General features: G+C 36.3%; 29 protein-coding genes. 28 read left to right on the forward strand and 1 reads right to left on the reverse strand.

What is annotated here, in order from left to right; translation table 11 throughout:
* Window positions 1-258: 258 nt before the first annotated feature.
* Both rpsA and NLJ82_RS07765 read left to right on the forward strand, forming a co-directional pair.
* The gene (rpsA, locus tag NLJ82_RS07760; RefSeq protein ID WP_000229576.1) at window positions 259-1,407 is read left to right on the forward strand and encodes a 30S ribosomal protein S1; all 1,149 of its coding nucleotides are present in this window, start codon (window positions 259-261) and stop codon (window positions 1,405-1,407) included.
* Between the two features lie 12 nt (window positions 1,408-1,419).
* The gene (locus NLJ82_RS07765) at window positions 1,420-2,469 is read left to right on the forward strand and encodes a type 2 isopentenyl-diphosphate Delta-isomerase (protein ID WP_000251033.1); all 1,050 of its coding nucleotides are present in this window, start codon (window positions 1,420-1,422) and stop codon (window positions 2,467-2,469) included.
* A 316-nt stretch (window positions 2,470-2,785) separates the two neighbouring features.
* Here the strand turns inward: NLJ82_RS07765 and NLJ82_RS07770 are convergent, their stop codons facing one another.
* Window positions 2,786-2,920 carry a YpzI family protein gene (locus NLJ82_RS07770; protein ID WP_000513900.1) on the reverse strand — a complete coding sequence of 45 codons (135 nt, stop codon included), beginning with the start codon at window positions 2,918-2,920 and terminating at the stop codon, window positions 2,786-2,788.
* 116 nt (window positions 2,921-3,036) lie between these two features.
* Here NLJ82_RS07770 and NLJ82_RS07775 point away from each other — a divergent pair, with 116 nt between their 5' ends.
* From NLJ82_RS07775 to lit, 26 genes are all read left to right on the forward strand, one after another.
* The gene (locus tag NLJ82_RS07775; protein WP_000399225.1) at window positions 3,037-3,648 is read left to right on the forward strand and encodes a YphA family membrane protein; all 612 of its coding nucleotides are present in this window, start codon (window positions 3,037-3,039) and stop codon (window positions 3,646-3,648) included.
* Complete coding sequence (locus tag NLJ82_RS07780) at window positions 3,641-4,534, forward strand: YIEGIA family protein (protein WP_000575282.1); 894 nt, start codon at window positions 3,641-3,643, stop codon at window positions 4,532-4,534. The genes NLJ82_RS07775 and NLJ82_RS07780 overlap by 8 nt, the downstream gene beginning before the upstream one ends.
* Window positions 4,531-4,716, forward strand: a complete 186-nt coding sequence (locus NLJ82_RS07785) for a capping complex subunit for YIEGIA (protein ID WP_000979054.1) — start codon at window positions 4,531-4,533, stop codon at window positions 4,714-4,716. The genes NLJ82_RS07780 and NLJ82_RS07785 overlap by 4 nt, the downstream gene beginning before the upstream one ends.
* 124 nt (window positions 4,717-4,840) lie before the next feature.
* Window positions 4,841-6,151, forward strand: coding sequence for a ribosome biogenesis GTPase Der (der, locus tag NLJ82_RS07790; RefSeq protein ID WP_001125893.1), 1,311 nt, complete (start codon window positions 4,841-4,843; stop codon window positions 6,149-6,151).
* A gap of 18 nt (window positions 6,152-6,169) precedes the next feature.
* Window positions 6,170-7,192 (forward strand): NAD(P)H-dependent glycerol-3-phosphate dehydrogenase, encoded by a 1,023-nt coding sequence (locus NLJ82_RS07795; protein WP_000161775.1) that lies wholly within the window; start codon window positions 6,170-6,172, stop codon window positions 7,190-7,192.
* 115 nt (window positions 7,193-7,307) lie between these two features.
* Window positions 7,308-7,559: a stage VI sporulation protein F gene (locus tag NLJ82_RS07800; protein WP_000369755.1), complete on the forward strand. Its 252-nt coding sequence runs from the start codon at window positions 7,308-7,310 to the stop codon at window positions 7,557-7,559.
* 267 nt (window positions 7,560-7,826) lie between these two features.
* Entirely contained in the window at window positions 7,827-8,030 is a 204-nt protein-coding gene (locus NLJ82_RS07805) for a DUF2768 domain-containing protein (RefSeq protein ID WP_001288998.1), read from the forward strand.
* Between the two features lie 48 nt (window positions 8,031-8,078).
* Window positions 8,079-8,792: a YphF family lipoprotein gene (locus NLJ82_RS07810; RefSeq protein WP_000755471.1), complete on the forward strand. Its 714-nt coding sequence runs from the start codon at window positions 8,079-8,081 to the stop codon at window positions 8,790-8,792.
* Window positions 8,793-9,035: 243 nt separating this feature from the next.
* Window positions 9,036-10,514, forward strand: a complete 1,479-nt coding sequence (spoIVA, locus tag NLJ82_RS07815; protein ID WP_000416519.1) for a stage IV sporulation protein A — start codon at window positions 9,036-9,038, stop codon at window positions 10,512-10,514.
* Window positions 10,515-10,811: 297 nt separating this feature from the next.
* Window positions 10,812-11,084: an HU family DNA-binding protein gene (locus NLJ82_RS07820; protein ID WP_001043860.1), complete on the forward strand. Its 273-nt coding sequence runs from the start codon at window positions 10,812-10,814 to the stop codon at window positions 11,082-11,084.
* Window positions 11,085-11,204: 120 nt separating this feature from the next.
* Window positions 11,205-11,774, forward strand: a complete 570-nt coding sequence (folE, locus tag NLJ82_RS07825) for a GTP cyclohydrolase I FolE (protein WP_001151482.1) — start codon at window positions 11,205-11,207, stop codon at window positions 11,772-11,774.
* 212 nt (window positions 11,775-11,986) lie between these two features.
* On the forward strand, window positions 11,987-12,736 hold the full coding sequence (locus tag NLJ82_RS07830) for a heptaprenyl diphosphate synthase component 1 (protein ID WP_041185168.1): 750 nt from the start codon (window positions 11,987-11,989) through the stop codon (window positions 12,734-12,736).
* A 29-nt stretch (window positions 12,737-12,765) separates the two neighbouring features.
* Entirely contained in the window at window positions 12,766-13,479 is a 714-nt protein-coding gene (gene menG, locus NLJ82_RS07835) for a 2-heptaprenyl-1,4-naphthoquinone methyltransferase (RefSeq protein WP_001187667.1), read from the forward strand.
* Window positions 13,480-13,510: 31 nt separating this feature from the next.
* The gene (gene hepT, locus NLJ82_RS07840; protein WP_000776082.1) at window positions 13,511-14,473 is read left to right on the forward strand and encodes a heptaprenyl diphosphate synthase component II; all 963 of its coding nucleotides are present in this window, start codon (window positions 13,511-13,513) and stop codon (window positions 14,471-14,473) included.
* 124 nt (window positions 14,474-14,597) lie between these two features.
* Window positions 14,598-15,044 (forward strand): nucleoside-diphosphate kinase, encoded by a 447-nt coding sequence (gene ndk, locus NLJ82_RS07845; RefSeq protein WP_000415887.1) that lies wholly within the window; start codon window positions 14,598-14,600, stop codon window positions 15,042-15,044.
* 270 nt (window positions 15,045-15,314) lie between these two features.
* Complete coding sequence (gene aroC, locus NLJ82_RS07850) at window positions 15,315-16,487, forward strand: chorismate synthase (RefSeq protein WP_001269361.1); 1,173 nt, start codon at window positions 15,315-15,317, stop codon at window positions 16,485-16,487.
* On the forward strand, window positions 16,487-17,584 hold the full coding sequence (gene aroB, locus NLJ82_RS07855; RefSeq protein WP_000427694.1) for a 3-dehydroquinate synthase: 1,098 nt from the start codon (window positions 16,487-16,489) through the stop codon (window positions 17,582-17,584). Before aroC ends, aroB begins: the two co-directional genes overlap by 1 nt.
* Before the next feature lie 120 nt (window positions 17,585-17,704).
* Window positions 17,705-18,817 carry a histidinol-phosphate transaminase gene (hisC, locus tag NLJ82_RS07860; RefSeq protein WP_001264009.1) on the forward strand — a complete coding sequence of 371 codons (1,113 nt, stop codon included), beginning with the start codon at window positions 17,705-17,707 and terminating at the stop codon, window positions 18,815-18,817.
* A 463-nt stretch (window positions 18,818-19,280) separates the two neighbouring features.
* Window positions 19,281-20,543: a tetratricopeptide repeat protein gene (locus NLJ82_RS07870; protein WP_001168676.1), complete on the forward strand. Its 1,263-nt coding sequence runs from the start codon at window positions 19,281-19,283 to the stop codon at window positions 20,541-20,543.
* Between the two features lie 73 nt (window positions 20,544-20,616).
* Window positions 20,617-21,153, forward strand: coding sequence for a ReoY family proteolytic degradation factor (locus tag NLJ82_RS07875; protein WP_001095923.1), 537 nt, complete (start codon window positions 20,617-20,619; stop codon window positions 21,151-21,153).
* 154 nt (window positions 21,154-21,307) lie between these two features.
* Window positions 21,308-21,769, forward strand: a complete 462-nt coding sequence (locus tag NLJ82_RS07880; RefSeq protein ID WP_000871309.1) for a YpiF family protein — start codon at window positions 21,308-21,310, stop codon at window positions 21,767-21,769.
* A gap of 137 nt (window positions 21,770-21,906) precedes the next feature.
* Complete coding sequence (gene qcrA, locus NLJ82_RS07885) at window positions 21,907-22,419, forward strand: menaquinol-cytochrome c reductase iron-sulfur subunit (RefSeq protein WP_001290418.1); 513 nt, start codon at window positions 21,907-21,909, stop codon at window positions 22,417-22,419.
* Window positions 22,420-23,094, forward strand: a complete 675-nt coding sequence (qcrB, locus tag NLJ82_RS07890) for a menaquinol-cytochrome c reductase cytochrome b subunit (protein WP_000932700.1) — start codon at window positions 22,420-22,422, stop codon at window positions 23,092-23,094.
* Window positions 23,095-23,137: 43 nt separating this feature from the next.
* A complete protein-coding gene (gene qcrC / locus NLJ82_RS07895) occupies window positions 23,138-23,905 on the forward strand; it encodes a menaquinol-cytochrome c reductase cytochrome b/c subunit (RefSeq protein WP_000554606.1) in 768 nt (255 codons plus the stop codon).
* Window positions 23,906-24,015: 110 nt separating this feature from the next.
* A complete protein-coding gene (lhaT, locus tag NLJ82_RS07900) occupies window positions 24,016-24,606 on the forward strand; it encodes a lipoprotein heptaprenylglyceryl N-acetyltransferase LhaT (RefSeq protein ID WP_000262841.1) in 591 nt (196 codons plus the stop codon).
* A gap of 25 nt (window positions 24,607-24,631) precedes the next feature.
* Complete coding sequence (gene lit / locus NLJ82_RS07905) at window positions 24,632-25,318, forward strand: lipoprotein intramolecular transacylase Lit (RefSeq protein WP_000742534.1); 687 nt, start codon at window positions 24,632-24,634, stop codon at window positions 25,316-25,318.
* Window positions 25,319-25,394: the final 76 nt, after the last annotated feature.

Here is a 25,394-nt window from a genome sequence, read left to right on the forward strand (position 1 = left end):
GACAAATGACCGGATTTATAAGAAGTTAGTTAAAGAGGAATAAAACTGTCAGAATATATTCGCTATTATATTTCAAAACATACTTTCTTCAACATGATTTTGCTGTATACTATTTATATAGGTTTAATATATTTTCTAGTGAAATGTATGAAGCTTACGTATGTGATGATAAATTCTTAAACATGCAAATGAAAACAATTGTTTTCATTTCGTATATACATAAAAAATGCTTTGTCAATTCTGTAGGGAGGTATTTCCATGGTAGAGAAAATGAATGAAGAAGTTATGGATTCAAAAGAATTACAAGTTGGTGACGTTGTTACAGGTACTGTAACGAAAGTTGAAGAGAAACAAGTGCTTGTAAATGTTGGATACAAAACAGATGGCGTAATTCCAATTAGTGAATTAGCTAACGTTCATATTGAAAAAGCAAGCGATGTTGTAGAATTAGATCAAATCCTAGAATTAAAGGTTATTAAGTTAGAAGAGGATGATCTTGTATTATCTAAACGTGCTGTTGATGCAGAAAAAGCATGGGTAGAATTACAAGAGAAATTTACTTCTGGTCACGTATTTGATGTTACCGTAAAAGATATCGTGAATGGTGGATTAGTTGTGGACCTTGGTGTTCGTGGCTTTATACCAGCTTCACTTGTAGAAGTACATTATGTAGAAGATTTTACTGACTATAAAGGCAAAACATTAGCCGTGAAAATTGTTGAATTGGACCGTGAAAAAAATCGTGTAATCCTTTCGCATAAAGCGGTAGTAGAATTAGAACTAGATTCTAAGAAGAAAGAAGCAATTTCTTCATTAAAAGAAGGCGACGTTGTTGAAGGGACAGTACAACGACTAACGGATTTTGGTGCTTTCGTTAATGTTGGTGGTGTGGACGGTTTAGTTCATATTTCACAAATTTCACACGAACGTGTAGAGCAACCTTCTGAAGTATTAGAGCAAGGTCAAAAGGTAAAAGTAAAGGTATTATCTGTTGATGCTGACACACAACGTATTTCTTTATCAATTAAAGCAGCTCAACCGGGACCTTGGGAAAATGTTGGTGGCGAAGTAAAAGCTGGAGATATTCGTGAAGGAGTAGTAAAACGTCTTGTTACATTCGGTGCATTCGTTGAAATTTTACCGGGCGTTGAAGGTCTTGTGCATGTATCTCAAATTGCAAATCGTCACGTGAAAAATCCAAATGAAGTATTGGAAATGGGACAAGAAGTAAAAGTGAAAGTGCTTGAAGTGCATGTAGCAGAGAAACGTATTTCTTTAAGTATAAAAGAAGCGCTTGAGGAAAATAATGTAACTGAAGATTATAGTCAGTATGAACCGAATGCTGATTCTGCTACTTTCCAATTAAGTGACATTATTGGTGAACAACTGAAAAAATTAAAAAAATAAAGAGGGGTACAAGTGGTAAGGGCAAAACGTAAATTAGATCATATTGAATACGCTCTTTCTACTGGTCAGTCTCGTACGCATGGCTTTCATGATATTGATTTTGTGCATCAAAGCTTGCCAAATTCAAATTATGACACAATAACATGTGAAACAAAAATCGGCGAACTTTCACTAAGTTCGCCGATTTTTATCAATGCGATGACTGGTGGTGGAGGAGAGAAAACGTTACATATTAATGAGCAATTAGCATATGTAGCGAAACATCATAACCTTGCTATGGCTGTAGGATCGCAAATGGCAGCGTTAAAAGATGAAAGTGAGGCTGCTTCTTATAAGATTATTAGAAAGGTAAATCCAAATGGTATTTTCTTTGCTAATTTAGGTAGTGAGGCAACTGTTGAACAGGCAGAGCGTGCTGTTGATATGGTTGAAGCGAATGCATTGCAAATTCATTTAAATGTCATACAAGAGTTAACGATGCCAGAAGGAGACCGTGACTTTACTGGTGTACTTCAGCGTATTGAGAAAATTGTTTTAAATAGTAAAGTTCCTGTCATTGTAAAAGAAGTTGGATTTGGGATGAGTAAGGAAACAATGCAACAGTTAGCGAGCGTAGGTGTAACGGCAATTGATATTGGCGGACAAGGTGGTACGAATTTTGCTGCTGTTGAAAATGAAAGAAGACAGCGAATGCTTTCTTATTTTAATAACTGGGGCATACAAACAGCTACCTCGATTATTGAAGCAACCTCTACAAATAATAACCTCTCTTTTATTGCATCTGGGGGTATACAAACAGCGCTTGACGTAGCGAAAGCAATCGCATTAGGGGCGAATACAACTGCTTTTGCTGGATACTTTTTACGCATTTTAATGCAAGATGGCATCGAGAAGTTAGTGGATGAAATTGATCTATTACATGCAGACTTGAAATTTATTATGACAGCTCTTGGCGCGAAGACGATAGAAGAGTTACAGTCTGTTCCTCTTGTTGTAAAGGGCGAAACGTATCATTGGTTAACGCAGCGTGGAATTGATACGACGCATTATAGTAGAAGATAAAAAATCAACCGTTTGGTTGATTTTTTTGTGTTCTATTCGTTTTAGTAATATAAGGCGAGGGATATAATTAATATTCTATAAAAATAAAATTATCTATATATATGAGTATTTAATTATAAAAAATTCGACTGAAAAATGTAGATAGTGTGTAATTGAATTCTTGAATAAGGTTTAATTTTGCTAAGGGAAAAGGGAAGGGTAAAAAATAAATTGTAGAAAGATTCGCAGGTGAAATATTATTTTGATATAAATAAAAATTATGAGGGATATATGAAAGACGGTTTCGTACAATATCGAAACCGTCTTTTTGTATTCACTAGTGCTGATTTTGTTTTCGAGCTTGTTCTGGTGTATCTAGTCCAGTTGCCCCTGGATATTGTAGTGATTGGTCGCGGTCAGATTCAACGCGGCGAGATTCTCTTAGTTTTCGTTCTTGACGATCTTTACCCATAATGAATAGCACCTCCTTATTAAAAGTGTTGCTGTTATATGAAAAAACTATGCGCGAAGAAAGTGGATTAACTTTCATAAAAAGTTCCCATAATGGAAAACATAGGAGGTGAAATGATGGAAGGGAGTACTTTTTATTTTGTAGCTTGGATAGGGTGGATTGTCGTAACATTTTTTATGAAAAAGGACTCTATTCGGTGGAAGATAAGCGCCTGTATATTGATTTTTATTATTTGTTCTCCGTTACATGTAACGATTGCTTCATTCACGGTATCAGTAAATGCACTTTTACTTTCTGGTATAGCTTTTATAGGACTCACGCTCTATTCTATTTGGAAAAAATTATATAGCTTACTTTCGGCACTTATTATTGCAATGTTATATACAAGTTTTCATTTGTTAGAAGTATATGATCCAATTTGGATTGTGGTGGACAGGTTGTTTTTGTTAAGTAGTGCTCTTGTATATGCATCCGTTTTATTACATGAGGATCGCATATTACGACTATGTTCTCTTTATATAGGGATGTTACAGGGAGAATTGTTTGTGACGATTATTTTTCGGAAACTGCATTTTCCTTACGATTACGGTAGTTTAGCGTTTTTTGATAGCGTCGCCGTTTCTACATTTTTTATGGCAATTTTGTTTTGGATTGCGAAAGCATCAGTATATATGGAACAGTTCAAGAGAAAAACACGTAAAAGAAAGGCGAGGGTAATACATGATTGAATATACACCGGCCATTTTATGTGGCGTAATAGCGGGGACAGTAACGAGAGTGTTAATGCTCCGGACAGATACGCGGCAATATCCGACGAGGCTCCACGGGAAAATTATTCATATTGCGATGGGGTTAATTGCGGCGGCTTTAGGAGCGATTGCAATTCCGTCTATATTGAAAAAAGATTTTTCTGCCATTACGTTTCTTACGTTAGCAGCAACACAGTTTCGTGATGTGCGTAATATGGAAAGAAATACATTGCAACAATTAGATGGTTATGAGCTTGTACCACGTGGGAATACATATATTGAAGGAATTGCATTAGTTTTTGAAAGTCGCAACTATTTGGCGATGTTAACGTCGTTTGTAACGACGTTTGCTTATATAGGGTTCCGTTCATGGATTGCTGGAGTCGTTATGGCTATCATCGCATTTTTTATCGCGAAAACATTAATGTCTGGTAAGAGGTTGCATGATCTTGTTGATATCGAGCATGTTCCACTTCGTTTTGAAGGAGCGGGGCTATATATTGATAATATTTACATTATGAATATTGGATTGCCAGCAAGACAAGAGGAAATTATGAAGTATGGAATGGGTTTTATTTTAAGACCGAAATCAATTGATGCGATGGTGACAATCTCTAACTTAGGACAACGACAAGCTATTTTACATGATGTTTCTGTTGCTTTAGGGATTTATAGAGATTCTGGTACGCCGGCACTTGCGCCGCTAGCAAAGCGTGATCTAGAGGATGGCAGGGTTGGAATCTTTGTCTTACCACAAGATCAAGATGTGGAGAAAGCAATAGGTGTCATAGGGAACGTGCCGACGTTAGAAAGCGCTGTTCATATGTCATCGGAAGCCCCGAAAGGAAGGGGAGATAAGAGATGATGTTAGAAAGTGTAATTCTTGCAGTTATTACAACGACTCCGGAGAAATTTGCTGGTGGTGCCCCTCTGTTTACTTGTGAATCGACAGAGGAGTTAGAATTTGTTGCAAATAATTTAGAGGCAATTCTAGATGGCATTGCGCATCGCTTACAAGAGAATGTATATATTATTGTGAAACATTAGCAACGTGTGTTATAATGTGAGGTGTTTTGATACGCTGAGAAATATTCTGGAATGCAAATCCCTTCTTGCACAAAGAAGGGTTTTTTACATAATAAACAGAAGCAAGTTGAAAGGATGAAAGTATATGCCGAAACCAGTAATAGCAATAGTAGGCCGCCCGAACGTAGGGAAATCTACTATTTTCAATAGAATTGTTGGAGAGAGAGTTTCAATCGTAGAAGATATTCCAGGTGTAACGCGCGATCGTATTTATAGCGCTGGAGAATGGTTAAATCATGAATTTAACATTATTGATACAGGTGGAATTGATATTGGAGACGAGCCATTTTTGACACAAATTCGTCAACAAGCTGAAGTGGCAATTGATGAAGCGGATGTTATCATTTTTATGACAAATGGTCGTGACGGTGTAACAGCAGCTGATGAAGAAGTTGCGAAAATATTATATCGTTCAAATAAACCGGTTGTACTTGCAGTAAATAAAGTGGACAATCCGGAAATGCGCAGTGACATTTATGATTTCTATGCATTAGGATTTGGTGAGCCATTCCCAATTTCAGGTACACACGGATTAGGATTAGGTGACTTATTAGACGAAGCTGCACAGCATTTTCCAAAGATTGAAGAAGACGGATATGATGAAGATACAATTCGTTTCTCTTTAATTGGACGTCCAAACGTAGGGAAATCATCACTTGTAAATGCTCTTCTTGGTCAAGAGCGTGTAATTGTTAGTAATGTAGCAGGAACAACTCGTGATGCTGTCGATACACCATATAGTAAAGATGGAAAAGATTATGTAATTATCGATACAGCTGGTATGCGTAAAAAAGGGAAAGTGTATGAAAGTACAGAAAAGTATAGTGTACTTCGTGCACTAAGAGCGATTGAACGTTCTGACGTTGTTTTAGTCGTTTTAGACGGTGAAGAAGGAATTATTGAACAAGATAAAAAAATCGCTGGATACGCTCATGATTCAGGGCGAGCTGTCGTGATCGTTGTAAACAAATGGGACGCAGTGAAAAAAGACGAGAAAACAATGAAAGCATTTGAAGAAAACATCCGTGCTCATTTCCAATTTTTAGAGTACGCACCGATTGTATTCTTATCTGCAAAAACGAGAAAACGTACACAAACGTTAATACCGGTTATCGATGAGGTAAATGAAAGTCATAGTATCCGTATTCAAACGAACGTATTAAATGATGTAATTATGGATGCGGTAGCGATGAATCCAACGCCAACGCATAATGGTAGTCGTCTGAAGATTTTCTATGCAACACAAGTTGCGGTAAAACCACCAACATTTGTTGTGTTTGTAAACGATCCAGAACTATTGCACTTCTCATATGAGCGCTTCTTAAAGAATCGTTTACGTGAATCATTCGGCTTTGTAGGAACACCGATTCACATTATCGCTAGAGCAAGAGACTAATGGAGAGGATGTGATTTTATGACAAAAATCACAGTAGTTGGAGCAGGTAGCTGGGGAACAGCGTTAGCGATGGTATTAGCTGACAATGGGCATGATGTACGTATTTGGGGAAATCGTTCTGAACTTATGGATGAGATTAATACAAAACATGAGAATAGTCGATATCTCCCAGGAATTACATTGCCAAGCACAATCGTAGCCTACTCTTCTTTAGAAGAAGCATTAGTAGATGTAAATGTAGTACTTCTTGTAGTACCAACGAAAGCGTATAGAGAAGTACTGCAAGATATGAAGAAATATGTAGCGGGCCCGACTACTTGGATTCATGCAAGTAAAGGAATTGAACCTGGTACGTCAAAACGTATTTCGGAAGTGATTGAGGAAGAAATTCCAGAGGACTTGATTAAAGATGTTGTTGTACTGTCTGGACCGAGTCATGCTGAAGAAGTAGGGCTGCGTCAAGCGACAACTGTTACGTCTGCAGCAAAGCGTATGGAAGCGGCTGAGGAAGTACAAGATTTGTTTATGAATAGTTACTTCCGTGTATACACAAATCCAGATATCGTTGGAGTTGAACTTGGTGGTGCGTTAAAAAATATTATCGCATTAGCTGCTGGGATAACTGATGGTCTTGGATTAGGTGATAATGCGAAAGCGGCATTAATGACGCGTGGTTTAACGGAGATTGCTCGTTTAGGAAGAAAAATGGGTGGAAATCCGTTAACATTTGCTGGTCTAACTGGTATGGGAGACTTAATTGTAACTTGTACAAGTGTCCATAGCCGAAATTGGCGTGCTGGAAATTTGCTTGGAAAAGGACACTCTTTAGAAGAAGTGTTAGAAAGTATGGGTATGGTTGTCGAAGGTGTAAGAACAACGAAAGCTGCTCATGAATTGGCAGAAAAAATGGAAGTAGAAATGCCGATTACAGCTGCTTTATATGATGTGCTATTCAATGGGAATAATGTAAAAGATGCAGTAGGCTCATTAATGGGGCGTGTTCGAAAACACGAAGTGGAAGCTATACCTGACTTACTTTAAAGAAAAGCGACAGAAGTACATTTGTACTTCTGTCGCTTTTTATTTTTTTGGGTCTTTTCACCATTTTTTTATTTTTGCATAGGATGAAGAGTAACTTGAGGAGAGGGTGAAAAGAATGGATAACAACATTTTTAATAACATTGAAAAAGAAGCGAAAGTGAATAAAGAAGATATTTTTAAATTAGCATCATCGGTACAAAATGCGAATTTACGTGATGAGACTGTGCTTCGTCAATTGATTCATCAAGTGGCTCTTATGGCAGGACGTGAGGTGCCGAAAGAACAAGAGGATCAAATTGTAAAAGCGATTATTAACAATAATATGCCGACAGATTTTGGCTCGTTAAGCAACATGTTTAAAAAATAAAATATGAGAAACAAAGAGTTTGTAAATTGCATATGATAGCCATGAAAGTATGGGAATAGAGCTGTTTTGGGCATATTTGGTCAACCGAAGCGAGAGGTATGCTTGCTTCGGTTTTATTTTTATCTAGACTGGTGGAAAATGCTGAAAAACCTATTGATTAAAACTACATATTCTCGATTTGTAGTAAAATGTTCTTTTTTGTATTTGTTTAAAGATTTTAATTTGTTAAAATAGTATAAAAATAGATTAATAAAAAGGGGTGTGTATATGTCGGAAGGGCTTATAAAAATGTGGTTTGCTTTAGGGGCAATTGGATTTATGTTTTTTGCAGTAAGTTTTATTTTACTAAGCAGATATAAAATAAAGAATAAAGTTTTGAAAGGGATTACAGCATTGGTAGCGTACACCCTCATGATTGTGTCAGGAATTGTTATTTTTCTTGTTGTATTTAGTGGACCTGTGCAGCAGTAAAGGGCATGGTACGGAGCGAGTTATATTAGTATGAAAAGGTGATTACTAGTGAAAAAAGTCCATATTATTTTAATATTTTGTTGTATGAGCATTTTAACAGGGTGTCTGTATCCAAAAGAAAATATGAAACAAAATGCTGTTCCTTATGAAGATCAGTTGCAGGTCGTTCAAAAAGCTGTTGCGACATTTAAGGAGCAAAATGACGGGATATTGCCAATTAAGACGCGGGATATGAATACGCCTATTTATCAAAAATATCCAATCGATTTTCAAAAGATTTCTCCGCGTTACATACAAGAAGCACCAGGGAATGCCTATGAAAGCGGGGGAGTATATCAATACGTATTAATAGACGTTGAAACAAACCCAACAGTAAAGTTAATTGATGTGAGGATGGCTGAACAAATTCAGCAATTATCATTAAAGCTTAGGATGTATCGAGATGAACATCAATATCCACCTTTTAAAAAGGTAATTTCAGATGGTGTGTATGAATTAGATTTCAAAAAACTTGGATATAAAGATGTACCGCAAGTGACAAGTCCGTATTCTGGTAAAGGCCTTCCTTTTGTAATTAATGAGCAGGGAGAAATTTATGTTGATTATAGAATCGACTTATATGAAGCGTTGAAAAAAAATGAAGGGCAATTTAAGGAGGGGGAAGATATTCGAAATATACTTTCGAAAGATTCTCCGTTTGTACCTGCGTATTCTTTACCGTATACGGTAAAGAATGGAGAACCAATTTTTTTAAAATCATAAGTCATGAACCTTTCTTTTAGTGAATAAGTTCTAGAAGAAAGGTTTTTTATGTTACACAACTTGCGATGCAAACAAAAGGTATTTTTTTAATAGTCATATGAAATTGGACAAAATTATATGATATATTGTCCGAACTTCTAGAATATCATTATATTATATCAGATATTATAGGCAACGTTAGAGAAGGTATTAGTTGACTATAAACGTGGAATTATTCCCAAAAATATTGAGGGAGGGAATCACTTGGAAAAGGTAGATATTTTTAAAGATATTGCGGAACGCACAGGCGGTGATATTTATTTTGGAGTTGTAGGAGCTGTTCGAACAGGGAAATCAACATTCATTAAAAAGTTTATGGAACTTGTAGTTATTCCTAATATTGAAAATGAGTCTGACCGTCAAAGAGCGCAGGATGAACTACCTCAAAGTGCTGCTGGTCGTACAATTATGACGACGGAACCGAAATTTGTTCCAAACCAAGCGGTTTCTATCGAAGTAGATGAAGGTCTTGAAGTGAATATTCGATTAGTAGATTGCGTCGGATATACTGTTCCAGGAGCAAAAGGTTATGAAGATGAGAATGGCCCGCGCATGATTAATACTCCTTGGTATGAAGAGCCTATTCCATTCCATGAAGCTGCAGAAATCGGAACACGTAAAGTAATTCAAGAACATTCAACAATTGGTGTTGTCATTACAACAGATGGAACGATTGGTGAAATTCCAAGAAGAGATTATATAGAGGCAGAAGAACGCGTCGTAAATGAGCTAAAAGAAGTTGGAAAACCTTTCATTATGATCATTAACACTGTACAGCCGTATCATCCAGATACAGAGCAATTGCGCCAAAGCTTATCTGAAGAATATGATATCCCAGTCATTGCGATGAGTGTTGAAAGTTTAAGGGAAACAGATGTATACAATGTACTCCGAGAGGCGTTATTCGAGTTCCCTGTTTTAGAAGTGAATGTGAACCTTCCGAGCTGGGTAATGGTACTAAATGAAGGGCATTGGTTACGCCAAAGTTATCAAGAAGCCGTTCAAGAGACTGTGAAGGATATAAAACGTCTTCGTGATGTAGACCGTGTCGTATGGCAGTTTAGTCAGTATGAATTTATTGATCGAGCGAGCCTAGCTGGCATTGATATGGGGCAAGGCGTAGCAGAGATTGATCTATATGCACCAGATGAATTATATGATCAAATTTTAAAAGAAGTAGTAGGAGTAGAAATTCGAGGGAAAGATCATTTATTGAAGCTTATGCTCGATTTATCTCATGCGAAAATAGAATACGATCAAGTGGCGGATGCTCTGCGTATGGTCAAACAAACAGGATATGGTGTAGCGGCGCCTGCGTTAGCTGACATGAGTTTAGATGAACCAGAAATTATTCGTCACGGTTCAAGATTTGGTGTGAAATTAAAAGCTGTAGCTCCATCTATTCATATGATTAAAGTAGATGTGGAGTCTACGTTTGAGCCAATCATTGGTACGGAAAAACAAAGTGAAGAACTAGTTCGTTACTTAATGCAAGATTTTGAAGATGATCCATTATCAATTTGGAATTCTGATATATTTGGACGTTCACTGAGTTCTATTGTTCGGGAAGGCATTCAAGCGAAACTATCTTTAATGCCAGAAAATGCGAGATATAAATTAAAAGAAACGCTAGAAAGAATTATTAATGAAGGATCTGGCGGATTAATTGCGATTATATTATAAGAAAAAATCCCTCTCATCGTAGAGGGATTTTTTAATTTTCGCATATAGAATAGGAAAATAAACAGATATTATCTAATATATTGTTGTAAATTGTCAAGTTTCATCAGATTTTCACATTTTAAGAGTAACAATTTCCTTAAAAATATTGAATTATAAAGGAGAATCGTATAATATAGGCGTTGATAATGATTTATCTACATCTTTGTAGTATAGAATTTGCAAAAATTGCCTACAAATGAAAGTAAGACTCATTTTATGATCATTATACAGTCTTATCTTTGGGAGGAGGTGAATGGCATGAACAAGACAGATTTAATCAATGCTGTTGCAGAAGCAAGTTCCCTTTCTAAAAAGGACGCAACAAAAGCAGTAGACGCTGTTTTTGATTCTATCTTAGAAGCTTTAAAACAAGGTGATAAAGTACAACTGATCGGATTCGGTAACTTCGAAGTTCGTGAGCGTGCGGCTCGTAAAGGTCGTAACCCACAAACAGGTGAGGAGATTGAAATCGCTGCAAGTAAAGTACCTGCATTCAAACCTGGTAAAGCGTTAAAAGATGCGGTTAAATAATCCTTACATATTAACAGGGAAGAAGAGTTTCCTTTTTGGAAACTCTTCTTTTTGCTTTTAAAAACATAAATATGCTAGAATGTGTTCGTATCACTTTTAGGTTTTCGGGAGGGCTAGCGGATGGCAAAAGTTAATTTAGAACAAATTGAACATGCAGTACGCCTTATTTTAGAGGCAATTGGAGATGATCCTAATCGAGAGGGAGTACTTGATACACCAAAGCGTGTTGCAAAAATGTACGCAGAAGTGTTCTCAGGTATGCATGAAGATCCGAAAGAACATTTACACAAAGTGTTCGGAGAAGATCATGAGGAGCTTGTACTAGTAAAAGATATACCGTTTTATTCGATGTGTGAGCATCATTTAGTTCCATTCTATGGAGTTGCTCACGTTGCATATATTCCGCAAGGCGGAAAAGTGACAGGGTTAAGTAAATTAGCTCGTACTGTAGATACAATTGCACGTCGTCCACAACTGCAAGAACGTATTACATCAACAGTAGCGAACTCTATTATGGAAGTACTAGAGCCGCATGGTGTAATGGTAGTAGTAGAAGCGGAACATATGTGTATGACGATGCGCGGTGTGAAAAAGCCAGGTGCAAAAACAGTAACAACAGCAGTACGTGGTGTGCTAGAAAATGATGCTGCAGCACGTAGTGAAATTTTATCTTTTATTAAAACGAAGTAAAGAAAAGTGGGAAACTGCTTTTCTTTTTTTTTTTTGTAAATAAATGATATAGTTTTAGCGAGGCAGAGTGAGAATAGAAAGATTACTTAAAAGAATAGAAGATGTTATGTAGTTCGGTAGAAGTTTGGAAAGAGTAGCCAAGTTTTGGTTATAGAAAATAGAGTGTATGTGTTATAATAAGTTTTATGAATTAGAAAACAAGGGTGATTTTTGTGTGTGACATCTACGGAGGGTATGCGGGTATAAGAGAGAAATTGATGGTGAAATTACGCCATCCTTATTTTATAAACTATATTGAAGAACCATTTATTGATGAAGAGAAAATCGCATTGTTATATGGTGCTTTAAAAGGTGCAAATTTACATATAGAACAAATTGAGCATTATGTAGTGACGATTATGCTTGTGCAAATTGCGCTTGATACACATGAAAGAGTATCAAATAAAGCAGGGGAAGAAGCGAATGAATCGCATAAGCGTCGCCAGTTAACAGTGCTTGCTGGTGATTACTATAGCGGGTTATATTATTACTTATTGTCTATGAATCGTGATATTGTTTTAATTCGTGCGCTTGCTGAAGGAATTAAAGAAATTAATGAACACAAAATAATGTTATATCAAAAAGCGCATAAAACGGTGGATGACATAATGGAGAGTGTAGTAATGATTGAGTCTGCACTGTTGCAAAAAACATGTGATCATTTTCATTTAGCGCATTGGAAGCCGTTTATAACATATGTACTAGGGAAAAATCGTCTCCAAAAAGAATGTGAACTACATGTTAATAAACAACATTCACCTGTTTTTCAAGCTGTTCAAGGGATTGTGAACGATAAAGCAGGTGCAGAAACAGTTATGAATGGATGGATGATGAAACTTAGGAAGAAAGAAAATCAATTTTTAGAAAATCACAGAGATATAAGCGAAATAAACTCTGTGTTAAGAGATACATCGAAGACATAAGCAATTTTACATTGGAAGAAGGTACGAGCATGCAACAATCAAAAGAAGAAAGAGTACATGATGTATTTGAGAAAATCTCTGATAAATACGATGTGATGAATTCTGTAATTAGTTTTCAAAGACATAAAGCGTGGCGCAAAGAGACGATGCGCATTATGGATGTAAAACCAGGTAGTAAAGCGCTTGATGTATGTTGCGGAACAGCGGACTGGACAATTGCGCTAGCTGGAGCGGTGGGTGAACAGGGCAAGGTTGTTGGTTTAGACTTCAGCGAAAATATGTTATCTGTTGGTAAGCAAAAGGTAGAGGCGTTACAATTAAAACAAGTAGAACTTCTGCACGGGAATGCAATGGAACTTCCATTTGAAGATAACACGTTTGATTATGTAACGATTGGATTTGGTTTACGTAATGTACCGGATTATATGCACGTATTAAAAGAAATGACGCGTGTAGTAAAACCAGGTGGAAAAGTAATTTGTTTAGAAACATCTCAACCAACAATGATTGGTTTTCGACAAGGTTATATTTTATACTTTAAATATATCATGCCGTTATTTGGAAAGTTATTTGCGAAAAGTTATAAAGAATATTCATGGCTACAAGAATCTGCTAGTACATTCCCAGGTATGAAAGAATTGGCTAATATGTTCGAAAAAGCTGGACTTGAACGTGTGCAAGTGAAGCCATTTACTTTTGGGGTAGCAGCGATGCATTTAGGCATGAAACCAGAATCAAAATAGAAAAAAGAAGTTTTAGGTTAAGGTGAACAATATGAAGTTACAACTTATGTACTCTTTTTTACGATCGGATATTAATGTGATAGAAAAAGAATTAAAAAAGACAGTTGCTTCTGAACAGCCATTAGTAGAAGAGGCGGCATTACAACTTATTGAAGCTGGTGGGAAGCGAATTCGTCCTGTATTTGTGTTGCTTGCGGGGAAATTTGGAGATTATAAGTTAGATGCAATTAAGCATGTAGCTGTTGCGTTAGAACTTATTCATATGGCTTCTCTTGTTCACGATGATGTTATTGATGCTGCGTTTTTACGACGTGGTAGTGCAACTGTGAATGCGAAATGGGGAGATCGTATTGCAATGTATACAGGGGACTATTTATTCGCTAAGTCTCTTGAATGTATAACGAATATTGAAATTCCAGAGGCGCATCAGGCGCTATCGCATACCATTTTAGAAGTTTGTAAAGGTGAAATCGAACAAATTAAAGATAAGTATAACTATGACCAAAATTTAAGAACATATTTAAGAAGAATAAAGCGAAAAACCGCTTTATTAATTGCTGCAAGTTGCCAACTAGGAGCGATTGCTGCTGGCGCTAATCGTGATACGGTAAGCCGTCTGTTTTGGTATGGCTATTTCGTAGGGATGTCGTATCAAATTATTGATGACATTTTAGACTTCGTTTCTACAGAAGAGAAACTTGGAAAACCTGCTGGGGGCGATTTATTGCAAGGAAACATTACGCTTCCTGCCTTATATGCTATGGAAGATCCAATCCTTTGTAAGAAAATCAGATCTGTACATGAAAATACAACAGCGGACGAAATGAAAGAAATTATTGAAGCTGTAAAGAATAGTGCTGCTATTGATAAAGCATTTGCGTTTAGTGAACGTTATTTACATAAAGCATTAGAAATGATAAAACCACTCCCACGTGGACAAGCAAAGTATGCATTACAAAATGTAGCAAAGTATATTGGAAAACGAAAATTTTAGTGTTTTTTCTAAAAAATAAAATAATCTCTCTATTTCAAAACTATTGCACAATTGTGATAAGGGTGTTAATATGTGTGTGGGGATATACAATTACATACATAATTCAGAAGTGGAGAGATTTTTTATGGAAAAAACATTTCTAATGGTTAAACCAGACGGTGTACAACGTGCCTTCATTGGGGAAATTGTAGCTCGTTTTGAGAAGAAGGGCTTTCAATTAGTTGGTGCAAAATTAATGCAAGTCACTCCAGAAATCGCTGGACAACACTATGCTGAGCACACAGAAAAACCTTTCTTTGGTGAATTAGTAGACTTTATTACATCTGGTCCTGTATTCGCAATGGTATGGCAAGGTGAAGGTGTAGTAGATACAGCTCGTAACATGATGGGTAAAACAAGACCACATGAAGCAGCTCCTGGAACAATTCGTGGAGATTTCGGTGTAACTGTTGCCAAAAATATTATCCATGGTTCTGATTCGTTAGAAAGTGCAGAGCGCGAGATTGGTATTTTCTTTAAGGAAGAAGAATTAGTTGACTACTCAAAATTAATGAATGAATGGATTTACTAATTATTTTGAAATAATTTGTAAACGCTTTAATCACTGTGATAATAGTAGAAAGTGCAAGGAGAATAGGGGTATTCTTCTTGCACTTTTTTTATTTCTATTAGTTACGAAGTTAGAGCTGTTATGATATATTGATATGTAAAGTAAAGGCCTATCGGAGAATAAGCGAATGGCTGATGTATGAATAACTCTTTCATATTTTTAGAGTAATGAAAGATAAAATTATTGCTTAATATAGCGAGATAAATACATATACGAAAAGAGGAATAACGTATGCGATATATTACAGCTGGTGAATCTCATGGTCCACAACTTACAACGATTATAGAAGGTGTTCCAGCCGGACTACCATTAGTAGCGGATGATATAAATGAAGAGTTAGCTAGAAGGCAAAAGGGATATGGGCGTGGTAGACGCATGCAAATTGAAACAGATCAAGTGCAAATTGTAAGTGGTGTTAGACATGGAGAGACATTAGGTTCTCCAATTGCACTTGTTGTTGAAAACCGTGATTTTGCACATTGGACAAAAATTATGGGTGCAGAGCCGTTAACGGAACAAGAAGAAAAAGAAATGAAAAGGAAAGTAACAAAACCAAGACCTGGACATGCTGATTTAAATGGTGCGATTAAATATGGTCATAGAGATATGAGAAATGTACTGGAACGCTCTTCGGCACGCGAAACGACAGTACGTGTTGCTGCTGGTGCGGTTGCAAAAAAATTGTTAGCGGAACTTGGTGTTGCAGTAGCAGGCCATGTAATTGAAATTGGCGGTGTACAGGCTAAAGAGACTACGTATCGTTCAATTGAAGAATTAAAAAGTATTACAGAAGCATCACCTGTACGCTGTTTAGATGAAGAAGCTGGTAATCAAATGATAAAAGCAATTGATGATGCGAAATCAAATGGTGATTCAATCGGTGGCATCGTGGAAGTAATTGTGGAAGGAATGCCAATTGGAGTAGGCAGCTATGTGCATTATGATCGAAAACTAGATGCAAAATTAGCAGCCGCAATAATGAGCATTAATGCCTTTAAAGGGGTCGAGATTGGAATTGGTTTTGAAGCAGCACATAGACCGGGTAGCGAAGTTCATGATGAAATTTTGTGGGATGAAGAGCATGGATATACAAGAAGAACAAATAACGCGGGTGGTTTAGAAGGCGGTATGACGACTGGAATGCCAATTGTTGTGCGCGGAGTGATGAAACCGATACCTACACTATATAAACCTCTTCAAAGTGTCGATATTGATACGAAAGAGCCTTTTACAGCAAGTATTGAACGTTCAGATAGTTGTGCTGTTCCAGCAGCTAGTGTCGTTGCGGAAGCGGTTGTAGCTTGGGAATTAGCGACAGCTTTAATAGAACAATTTGGATTAGATCGTATGGACCTTATTCGTGAAAATATTGAGAAACATAATGAATATGCGAGGGGATTTTAATGGAAAACATACATATTCAAACGAAATCAAAAGAATATGATGTACATGTAGGAAAAGAATCGTTGTCACATTTGACAACAATCGTTCAAAACATGCAGCCATCTGTATCAAATATTATGATTATTTCAGATGAGGCTGTTGCACCTTTACATTTACAGACAGTTGTAGATGCGTTGCAAATAGATCAAAAAGTATTTTCATTCGTTGTACCGAGTGGTGAAAAAGAGAAGTCCTTTGAAAATTTCTATGCGGCTCATACGTCAGCTCTTGAAAATAAATTAGATAGAAATTCTTTAATTATCGCACTTGGAGGCGGGATGATTGGAGATTTAGCTGGTTTTGTTGCTGCGTCGTTTATGCGTGGAATTCGCTTTGTTCAAGTTCCGACTACTTTATTAGCTCACGATAGCGCGGTAGGTGGGAAAGTAGCAATCAATCATCCGTTAGGTAAAAATATGATAGGTGCATTCCATCAACCAGAAGCAGTTGTATATCATACGCCGTTTTTACAGTCTCTTCCTGAAAAAGAGTGGCGCTCAGGTTATGCAGAAGTGATAAAACATGCTCTAATTGGTGATGTAAAGCTATATCATTGGCTAAAAGAAGAAGTGCAAACATTAGCAGATCTTCGTGATGAGAAATTAATCCACATATTAACGAAGGCGATTCCTGTAAAGGCAAACATTGTAGCGCAAGATGAAACAGAAAAAGGCGTACGTGCACATTTAAACTTTGGACATACGTTAGGCCATGCTCTAGAAAAAGAACTAGGATATGGAAATATTACTCACGGTGACGGAGTAGCGGTTGGAATGTTATTTGCTATATTCTTAAGTGAACAAGTGTATAAGGTAAATCTTGCTTATGAAGAGATGAAGCAGTGGTTCTTGAAGTACGGCTATCCAAAAATGCCAAGTGATTTAAGTGTAGAACGCCTCGTTGGGTTGATGAAACAAGATAAGAAAGCGAATGCAGGAACAATTCATATGGTACTTATGCAGGAATATGGGGTAGTGAATGTCGTATCTATTCCTGATGAGACTGTTCATATTGCGTTAGAGGCATTTCAAAAGGATATGGGTATAAGAAGTAGATAACAGCTATGGAGAGCCTATTTAGAAGCATTTTCGTAATAGTGACAGTTATGATAAACAATTATAGTAAGGGAGTATAACCGTATTGTAATCGAATTGAATAAAATGACTGGGGGAAGAAAAATGAGAGTAAAAGAACAATTGTTAACTTTGAGAGCATATGTACCTGGGAAAAATATTGAAGAAGTAAAAAGGGAATATGGATTATCAAAAATTGTGAAATTAGCATCGAACGAAAATCCATTCGGTTGCTCAGCACGCGTAACAGAAGCATTAACTTCTTTAGCGAGTCAATACGCTCTTTATCCAGATGGACATGCCTTTGAACTTCGGACACAAGTAGCAAAACATTTAGGTGTTAAAGCGGAACAACTGTTATTTGGTAGTGGATTAGATGAAGTTATTCAAATGATTAGTCGTGCGTTACTACACGAAGGAACAAATGTTGTAATGGCGAATCCAACATTCTCACAATACCATCACCATGCTGTTATTGAAGGAGCAGAAGTTCGTGAAGTACCACTTAAAGATGGCGTTCACGATTTAGATGCGATGTTACAGCAAGTAGATGATCAAACGAAGATTGTATGGATTTGTAACCCGAATAATCCGACAGGTACATATGTAGAAAAACAAAAATTACTTTCATTTTTAGAATCAGTTCCTAAGTCAGCGCTCGTTATTATGGACGAAGCATATTATGAATATGCGGGAGCAGAAGACTATCCGCAAACATTACCACTTCTTGAAAAGTATGAAAATCTTATGGTATTACGTACGTTTTCAAAAGCATATGGTCTAGCTGCTTTCCGTATCGGATATGCAGTTGGTAATACGGAGTTAATCGGGCAGCTAGAAGTAGCGAGGTTACCATTTAATACATCGACTGTAGCGCAATCTGTAGCACTTGCTGCATTAGAAGATCAAGCATTTTTACAAGAATGTGTGAAAAAGAATGAAGAAGGATTACATCAATATTACGCATTTTGTAAGGAATATAACGTATTCTATTATCCATCTCAAACAAATTTCATTTTCTTAAAACTCGGTATTCCTGGTAATGAAGCTTTTGAACGATTAATGAAAAAAGGATATATTGTTCGTTCTGGTGCTGCATTTGGTATCGATGATGGCATTCGTATTACTGTCGGTTTGAAAGAAGAAAATGATGAAATTATAGAGTTACTGAAAGAACTTGTAAATGAGCAAGTACAGAAAGAGGAAACATATTCTTAAGAGATTGTGAAGGCTCCTATTAGAGGAGTCTTTTTTATCGCATTAAAAAAGTTGAAGTTTGGTAATTAAGTTGTTCTGTAAATCAAGATTGGTATGGCTCGATAATTAGTGGGAGAAGTTATTTGCACGGTCATAAAAGAAAGCGGTACAATAGAAGAAGGTAAGAAGGTATCGGTATCATATCCGAACCTTTGAACAATTAACTACTCTGTAAGAAGAAGCATGCTCATTCTAAAGGTTGCGTTCTAACAATGAGTTGCTTATGATAAAGTGAAACTTTAATCAGTGGGGGGATGTTTATCCCCCGCTGATTATTAGCCCACACCAATCGGGCTTTTACGGGCAGTTGCCCCCAAAACTAACTTCTTTGCCCTAGCTGAATTTTGAGGTGGGGTCTTACTGCCCGTTAATAGCGGGGTAAATGAACAGAAAAGAATATTTTTTAGAATTAAAGGAGACGTTTATGCAAAAGTTTGAACAAGCTGTTTCATATATTGAAAATGGTGAAGCGGAAAAAGGATTACAATTATTAAAAGAGCAATTAAAAATTGCGAATGATGAAGAGAAGTATGATATTGCTCGCTATTATCATACTCTTGGATTTACGGATGAAGCGTTAGCTATTACAGAAGATTTGCGTTTATTGTATCCAGAGGAAAGTGAATTCACTGTATTTTTAGCGGAATTATATATTGATCTAGATAAAGAAGATGAAGCGATTGAAGTACTTCATGATATTCCGGAAAATGATGATTTATATGTTCAATCGTTATTACTTGTAGCGGATTTATTCCAAATGCAAGGTTTCGATGATGTAGCAGAACAAAAACTATTAAAGGCGAAAGAAATGATGCCTGACGAGCCTGTCATTACGTTTGGATTAGCAGAGTTATATAGTAGTAAAGGTGAAGAACAAAAGGCAATTACTTATTATGAGTCGCTATTAGCGGAGCATAAAGTAATGGGTGGTGTTGTCATTGCACTGCGCCTTGGAGAAACGTTAAGTGCCATTGGAAATTGGGAAGAGGCGATTTCTTACTATGAAGCAGGTTTAGAGGAACAAAAAGATATTCACTCATTATTTGGATATGCCTTCACATTATACCAAGGTGAAGAATACCAAAGAGCAATTGGTGCTTGGCAAGAACTAAAAGAATTAGATCCTGAGTATGCATCGCTTTACATGTATTTAGCGAAAAGCTATGAAAAAGAAGGAATGCTTCAAGAAAGCTATGAAACACTTCATGAAGGAATTAAAGTAGATGAACTTTCTGTACCATTCTATGTAGAATTAGCGAACATTGCAGCGAAATTAGGGAAAATAGCGGAAGCAGAGGAAGTGCTTCAAAAAGCGCTTGAGTTAGATCCAGGACATTTAGGTGCAACATTAAAATATGCATATATCTTAAAGGAACAAGAAAAGTATGAAGAGCTAATTGCTGTTGTAGAGCGTGCTATCGATAGCGGAGAACCAGATACACAACTACTTTGGGATCTTGCGTTTGCAAAAAAACAATTAGAAATGTATTCTGATGCATTAAAACACTATGAAAGTGCATATACTTCTTTTAAGAATCATCCAGACTTCTTGGAAGAGTACGGTTATTTCTTATTGGAAGAAGGTATGCGAAAAGAGGCGAAAGAAGTATTTACTCAGTTAATACAACTAGACCCGACACAAATTCATATTGAAGAATTGTTATATAATTTAGAGGATTTTTCATAAGTTGGAAGGAAACTGAATACCGCTTCTTGAATCTAAAAAGAAAAGAGAAAGACAGAGGAGGGACTTAATTGCTATGAATACCCCTGTTTCTGTAAACGAGAAGAAGGATTTTGTAAAATGGTTTTTGAATAATTACCAACTGAAACAGCGTGAATGTGTATGGATTTTGAATTATTTAATGAGTCACGACCAATTGATGCATAAAGTCCACTTCGTAGAGCATGCAAAATATTGTCCGCGTGGCTTAGTAATGTCCGCGAATTGTGTAAAAGACACACCGTTTCACTTTTTTAAACAAAATGTTATGACAACAGATGCTGAAAAATCGTTTCATGATATTCGTTTAAATCGAGATGAGGATATTTATATTCAACTCAATTTTAAATCATCGTTTCAAAATGCCAATTACGTAGCTGTATTAGAAGAAAACCCATATTTACCAAAGCACATTGAAGTAAATGAAAAAGATCGTTTACTTGCAGAAAGGTTTTTAGAAGAAAGTGTATTTTCTTTTAGAAGAGAACGTCTTTTAAAACAAATTGATGAAGCGCTGGATAAGCAAGATAAGGAAGCGTTTCATAGGTTAACAGCGGAGTTAAAGATGTTATAGAATTCATTTGGATTCATAAAATTTTACAAATTTCAGACTTTTTCAAGAAAAACTACCTTAATATAGGTAGTTTTTCTTTTTTTACCTCTTTTAGTATGGTTTAATATATATAAAGTGAAAGTTCTGTCATTTATAGATGGGGGAGGGAAGACATTTGAAATGGATTGTAAAAGATGTGGAACAGTTTGAGCAAGCAAGAGAATATGTAGATACGGGTGTTATACCACTTTTATCAATTTCAGCAGCGAAAGAAATGAAAATGGTAGTAGAACAAGGGGAATTTATCGAATTGTTGAGTATGGAGCTAGAAAGAGAATATAAAGGAAGAGTGCTTTTATTACCTGCATTTACGTATCTTGTAGAAAGTCAAAAAAACGAAAAAGGTCGTTTGCAAGAATGGACGAATCATTTGAAAAAGCAAGGTTTTAAGCATATTGCTTATGTTACAAGTGATTTTTCATGGAAAGAAGATATGCAAGAATTGCAGGGAGATTTATTTTGGTTTCCTTCATTAGCGTTAGAACAATTTAGTGATCAAGCGAAAAGAGAAGTGATTCATGCACATATAAAAAATATAATGGTAATGTTAGAAGAAAAGTGGGGAAAACAACAATAAACAGAAAGTTCTTATTATTATGAGTAGTATGATATTGACCTGTGCATGAGCGTATTATATCATGATAGTGTCCTAGTTTTTATTTTTTATATAATTTATCACGAGGGGACAATTTCTGATAGAGGGGGGAAATTTTCGTGAGCGAGAAAGAACATCGTGTGTCAAGAAGACAGTTTTTAAATTATACCCTTACAGGGGTAGGAGGCTTTATGGCGGCGGGTATTTTAATGCCGATGACGCGATTTGCGCTTGATCCGGTGTTAAGAAAAGAAGCGGGAACGGATATGGTTGCTGTTGCACAAGTAAAGGATATTACAACAGAGCCGAAACGTTTCGACTTTAAGGTGAAGCAGGTTGATGGTTGGTACAAGTCCGAAGAGCCAAAATCAGCTTGGGTTCATAAAGATGAAAGCGGAGACATTGTTGCGTTCTCTCCAGTATGTAAACATTTAGGATGTACAGTGAACTGGAATTCGGACAAAGCACATCCGAATCAATTCTTTTGTCCATGTCACGGGGGCCGTTACACAAAAGACGGGATAAACATTAAAGGCACGCCGCCCCTTGCGCCGCTCGATGTATACGAATCTAAAGTGAAAGATGGAACGCTGTACTTAGGAAAAGCGAAGCCAAGAGGGGGTGCAAAGTAGATGCTAAATAAAATTTATGATTGGGTAGATGAAAGGTTAGATATTACACCAATATGGCGTGATATCGCTGATCATGAAGTACCTGAACATGTAAACCCGGCACATCACTTTTCTGCATTCGTTTATTGCTTTGGCGGACTTACCTTTTTCGTTACTGTAATTCAAATTTTATCTGGAATGTTTTTGACGATGTATTATGTGCCTGATATTAAAAATGCTTGGGAATCGGTTTATTATTTGCAAAATGAAGTTGCATATGGGCAAATTGTTCGTGGTATGCACCACTGGGGTGCTAGTCTCGTCATTGTAATGATGTTTTTACATACACTTAGAGTTTTCTTCCAGGGTGCGTATAAAAAGCCTCGTGAGCTAAACTGGATTGTTGGTGTTCTTATTTTCTTTGTTATGTTAGGTCTTGGTTTTACCGGATATTTATTACCGTGGGATATGAAAGCGTTATTTGCTACGAAAGTAGGGATTCAAATTGCAGAGCAAACGCCGCTCATTGGTCCTTACATTAAAACATTACTCGCTGGTCATTCCGAAATTGTTGGCGCTCAAACATTAACTCGCTTCTTTGCTATTCACGTCTTCTTCTTACCAGCAGCACTTCTAGGTTTAATGGCCTTCCACTTCATCATGATTCGCAAACAAGGTATTTCCGGTCCACTATAAGAGATTGCTAAATTAAAGGGGAAAGAACTAAAGGAGGGAGATTATGCATCGCGGCAAAGGGATGAAGTTTGTAGGAGATTCTCGGGTACCAGTAGCTCGGAAACCAAATATTCCAAAAGACTATTCGGAATACCCAGGGAAAACAGAAGCATTTTGGCCGAACTTCTTGTTAAAAGAATGGATGGTTGGTGCAGTTTTTTTAATTGGTTATTTATGTTTAACAGTGGCGCATCCGTCACCGCTTGAAAGAATGGCGGATCCAACTGATGCTGGGTATATACCACTTCCAGATTGGTATTTCTTATTCTTGTATCAGTTATTAAAGTATTCTTATGCTTCTGGCTCATTTACTGTAATTGGAGCGTTCATTATGCCAGGGATTGCGTTTGGCGCATTACTGTTAGCTCCATTTCTTGATCGAGGCCCAGAAAGACGCCCATTGAAGCGTCCTGTAGCAACGGGATTTATGCTTTTAGCAGTTGCATCAATTATCTTTTTAACTTGGGAATCTGTAGCACACCACGACTGGGAAGCTGCAAAAAAACAAGGAGCAATTGTAAAAACAGCACCAGTTGATAAAAATGATGACGGTTATAAATTAATGCAAAAAAATACTTGTTTAACATGTCACGGTGACAATTTACAGGGCGGCGCAGCAGCACCAGCACTGCAAAATTTAACTTTGAAGCCTGAAGAAATTGCTAAAATTGCGAAAGAGGGAAAAGGTTCCATGCCTAAAGGTGTATTTAAAGGTACAGATGAGGAACTGAAGAAGCTTTCGGAATTCGTTGCAAAGTATAATAAAAAATAATAAAAAGCTGACTACAAAATTTGTAGTCAGCTTTTTATTTTGATGATAGAAAGTTTACTATATAATAGAGTAGAGTTTGATGAAAGAATGAAAGGTGTTGGACATACAGCTTGGTTTACTTGTATGCAATGTTAAGACAACGCTCCGTATTATCATTTTTATTAGTTGTTAACATATTAGGTACAATATACGGATTCATATGGTATGGAAATCAATTAAAAGAAACTTTACCTATATTTTGGCCGTTTGTACCCGATAGTCCTATGGCAAGTCTCTTTTTTGTCTTTGTTTTAATCGCTTTTTTAATAAAGAGAAATTGGGGATTAATAGAGGCGCTAGCGATTGTTACTTTAATAAAATATGGTATATGGGCTGTTGTTGTAAATGGGGTTATGATCTATGTAAAAGGTCCTATTGGCCTTATCGGGTATATGTTAATGCTTTCGCATTTTGCGATGGCAGTACAAGCAGTGCTATATGCACCGTTTTACCGTATAAAAAAATGGCATTTTGCGGTAGCCGCTATATGGACATTACATAATGATGCAATTGATTATTTGTTCTGGCAAATGCCGAGATACGGAATTATGCATTTGTTTGTAGGAGAAATTGGTTATTTTACGTTCTGGTTAAGCATTGCTGTGCTTTGTATGACATATTATTATTGCTTACGTGAGAATCGAAAACAGTTTTCTTTATGATAGTTAGAATATGTAGGGGGAGAAAATGAAGAAAAATACGAGTGGTACAAAAATATTGGATCGATTGATTACGATAATTGTTTCATATAGCATAGCATTTTCTATATTTGCACTCGCAACAACGGCGGTTGTATATGGAAAATGGCTATATTATTTTGAAATTGATTTTTTAAACATTCCAGATTTAGCAGATATGACGAAGGATGATATTAAAAGAAATTATGATGTGCTTATCACATATTTATCTCCGTTTTATGACGGTGCATTACAGTTGCCCACATTAGATATGTCTACAAATGGCCGTATTCATTTTGTAGATGTTAAAAATATTTTAGTAAAGATACAATATGTAATGTATGCGACAATTATAATTGCAATAGTAGGCGGCATGTATTTATTAAAAAAGAAAAATGAAAAGTTTTTACTGCATGGATCGATTGTAACAATTATCTTTCCGATTGCGCTTGTGTTACCAATTGCTATTAATTTTGAAAAGAGTTTTGTATTATTCCATAAGCTTTTATTCAGTAATGATTATTGGATGTTTGATATTGAAACGGATCCGATTATATTAATGTTACCAGAAGAGTTTTTTATGCATGCAGCGTGTGCTATTTTATTATTTATTTTATGTGGTAGCATAATTTGTTATAGCTTGTATAAATATTTCGTAAAAAAGAAAAGGATTTCAAAAGAAAAATTCTCTGTTTAAAGAGAATTTTTTTTGTTTGTAAAACGATAATATATTTTTCGGTCCAGTTCTGTTCTATTCTTGTCCACATTAACAT

Source organism: Bacillus paranthracis (genome assembly GCF_024296885.1).
GTDB classification, from domain to species: Bacteria; Bacillota; Bacilli; order Bacillales; family Bacillaceae_G; genus Bacillus_A; species Bacillus_A paranthracis.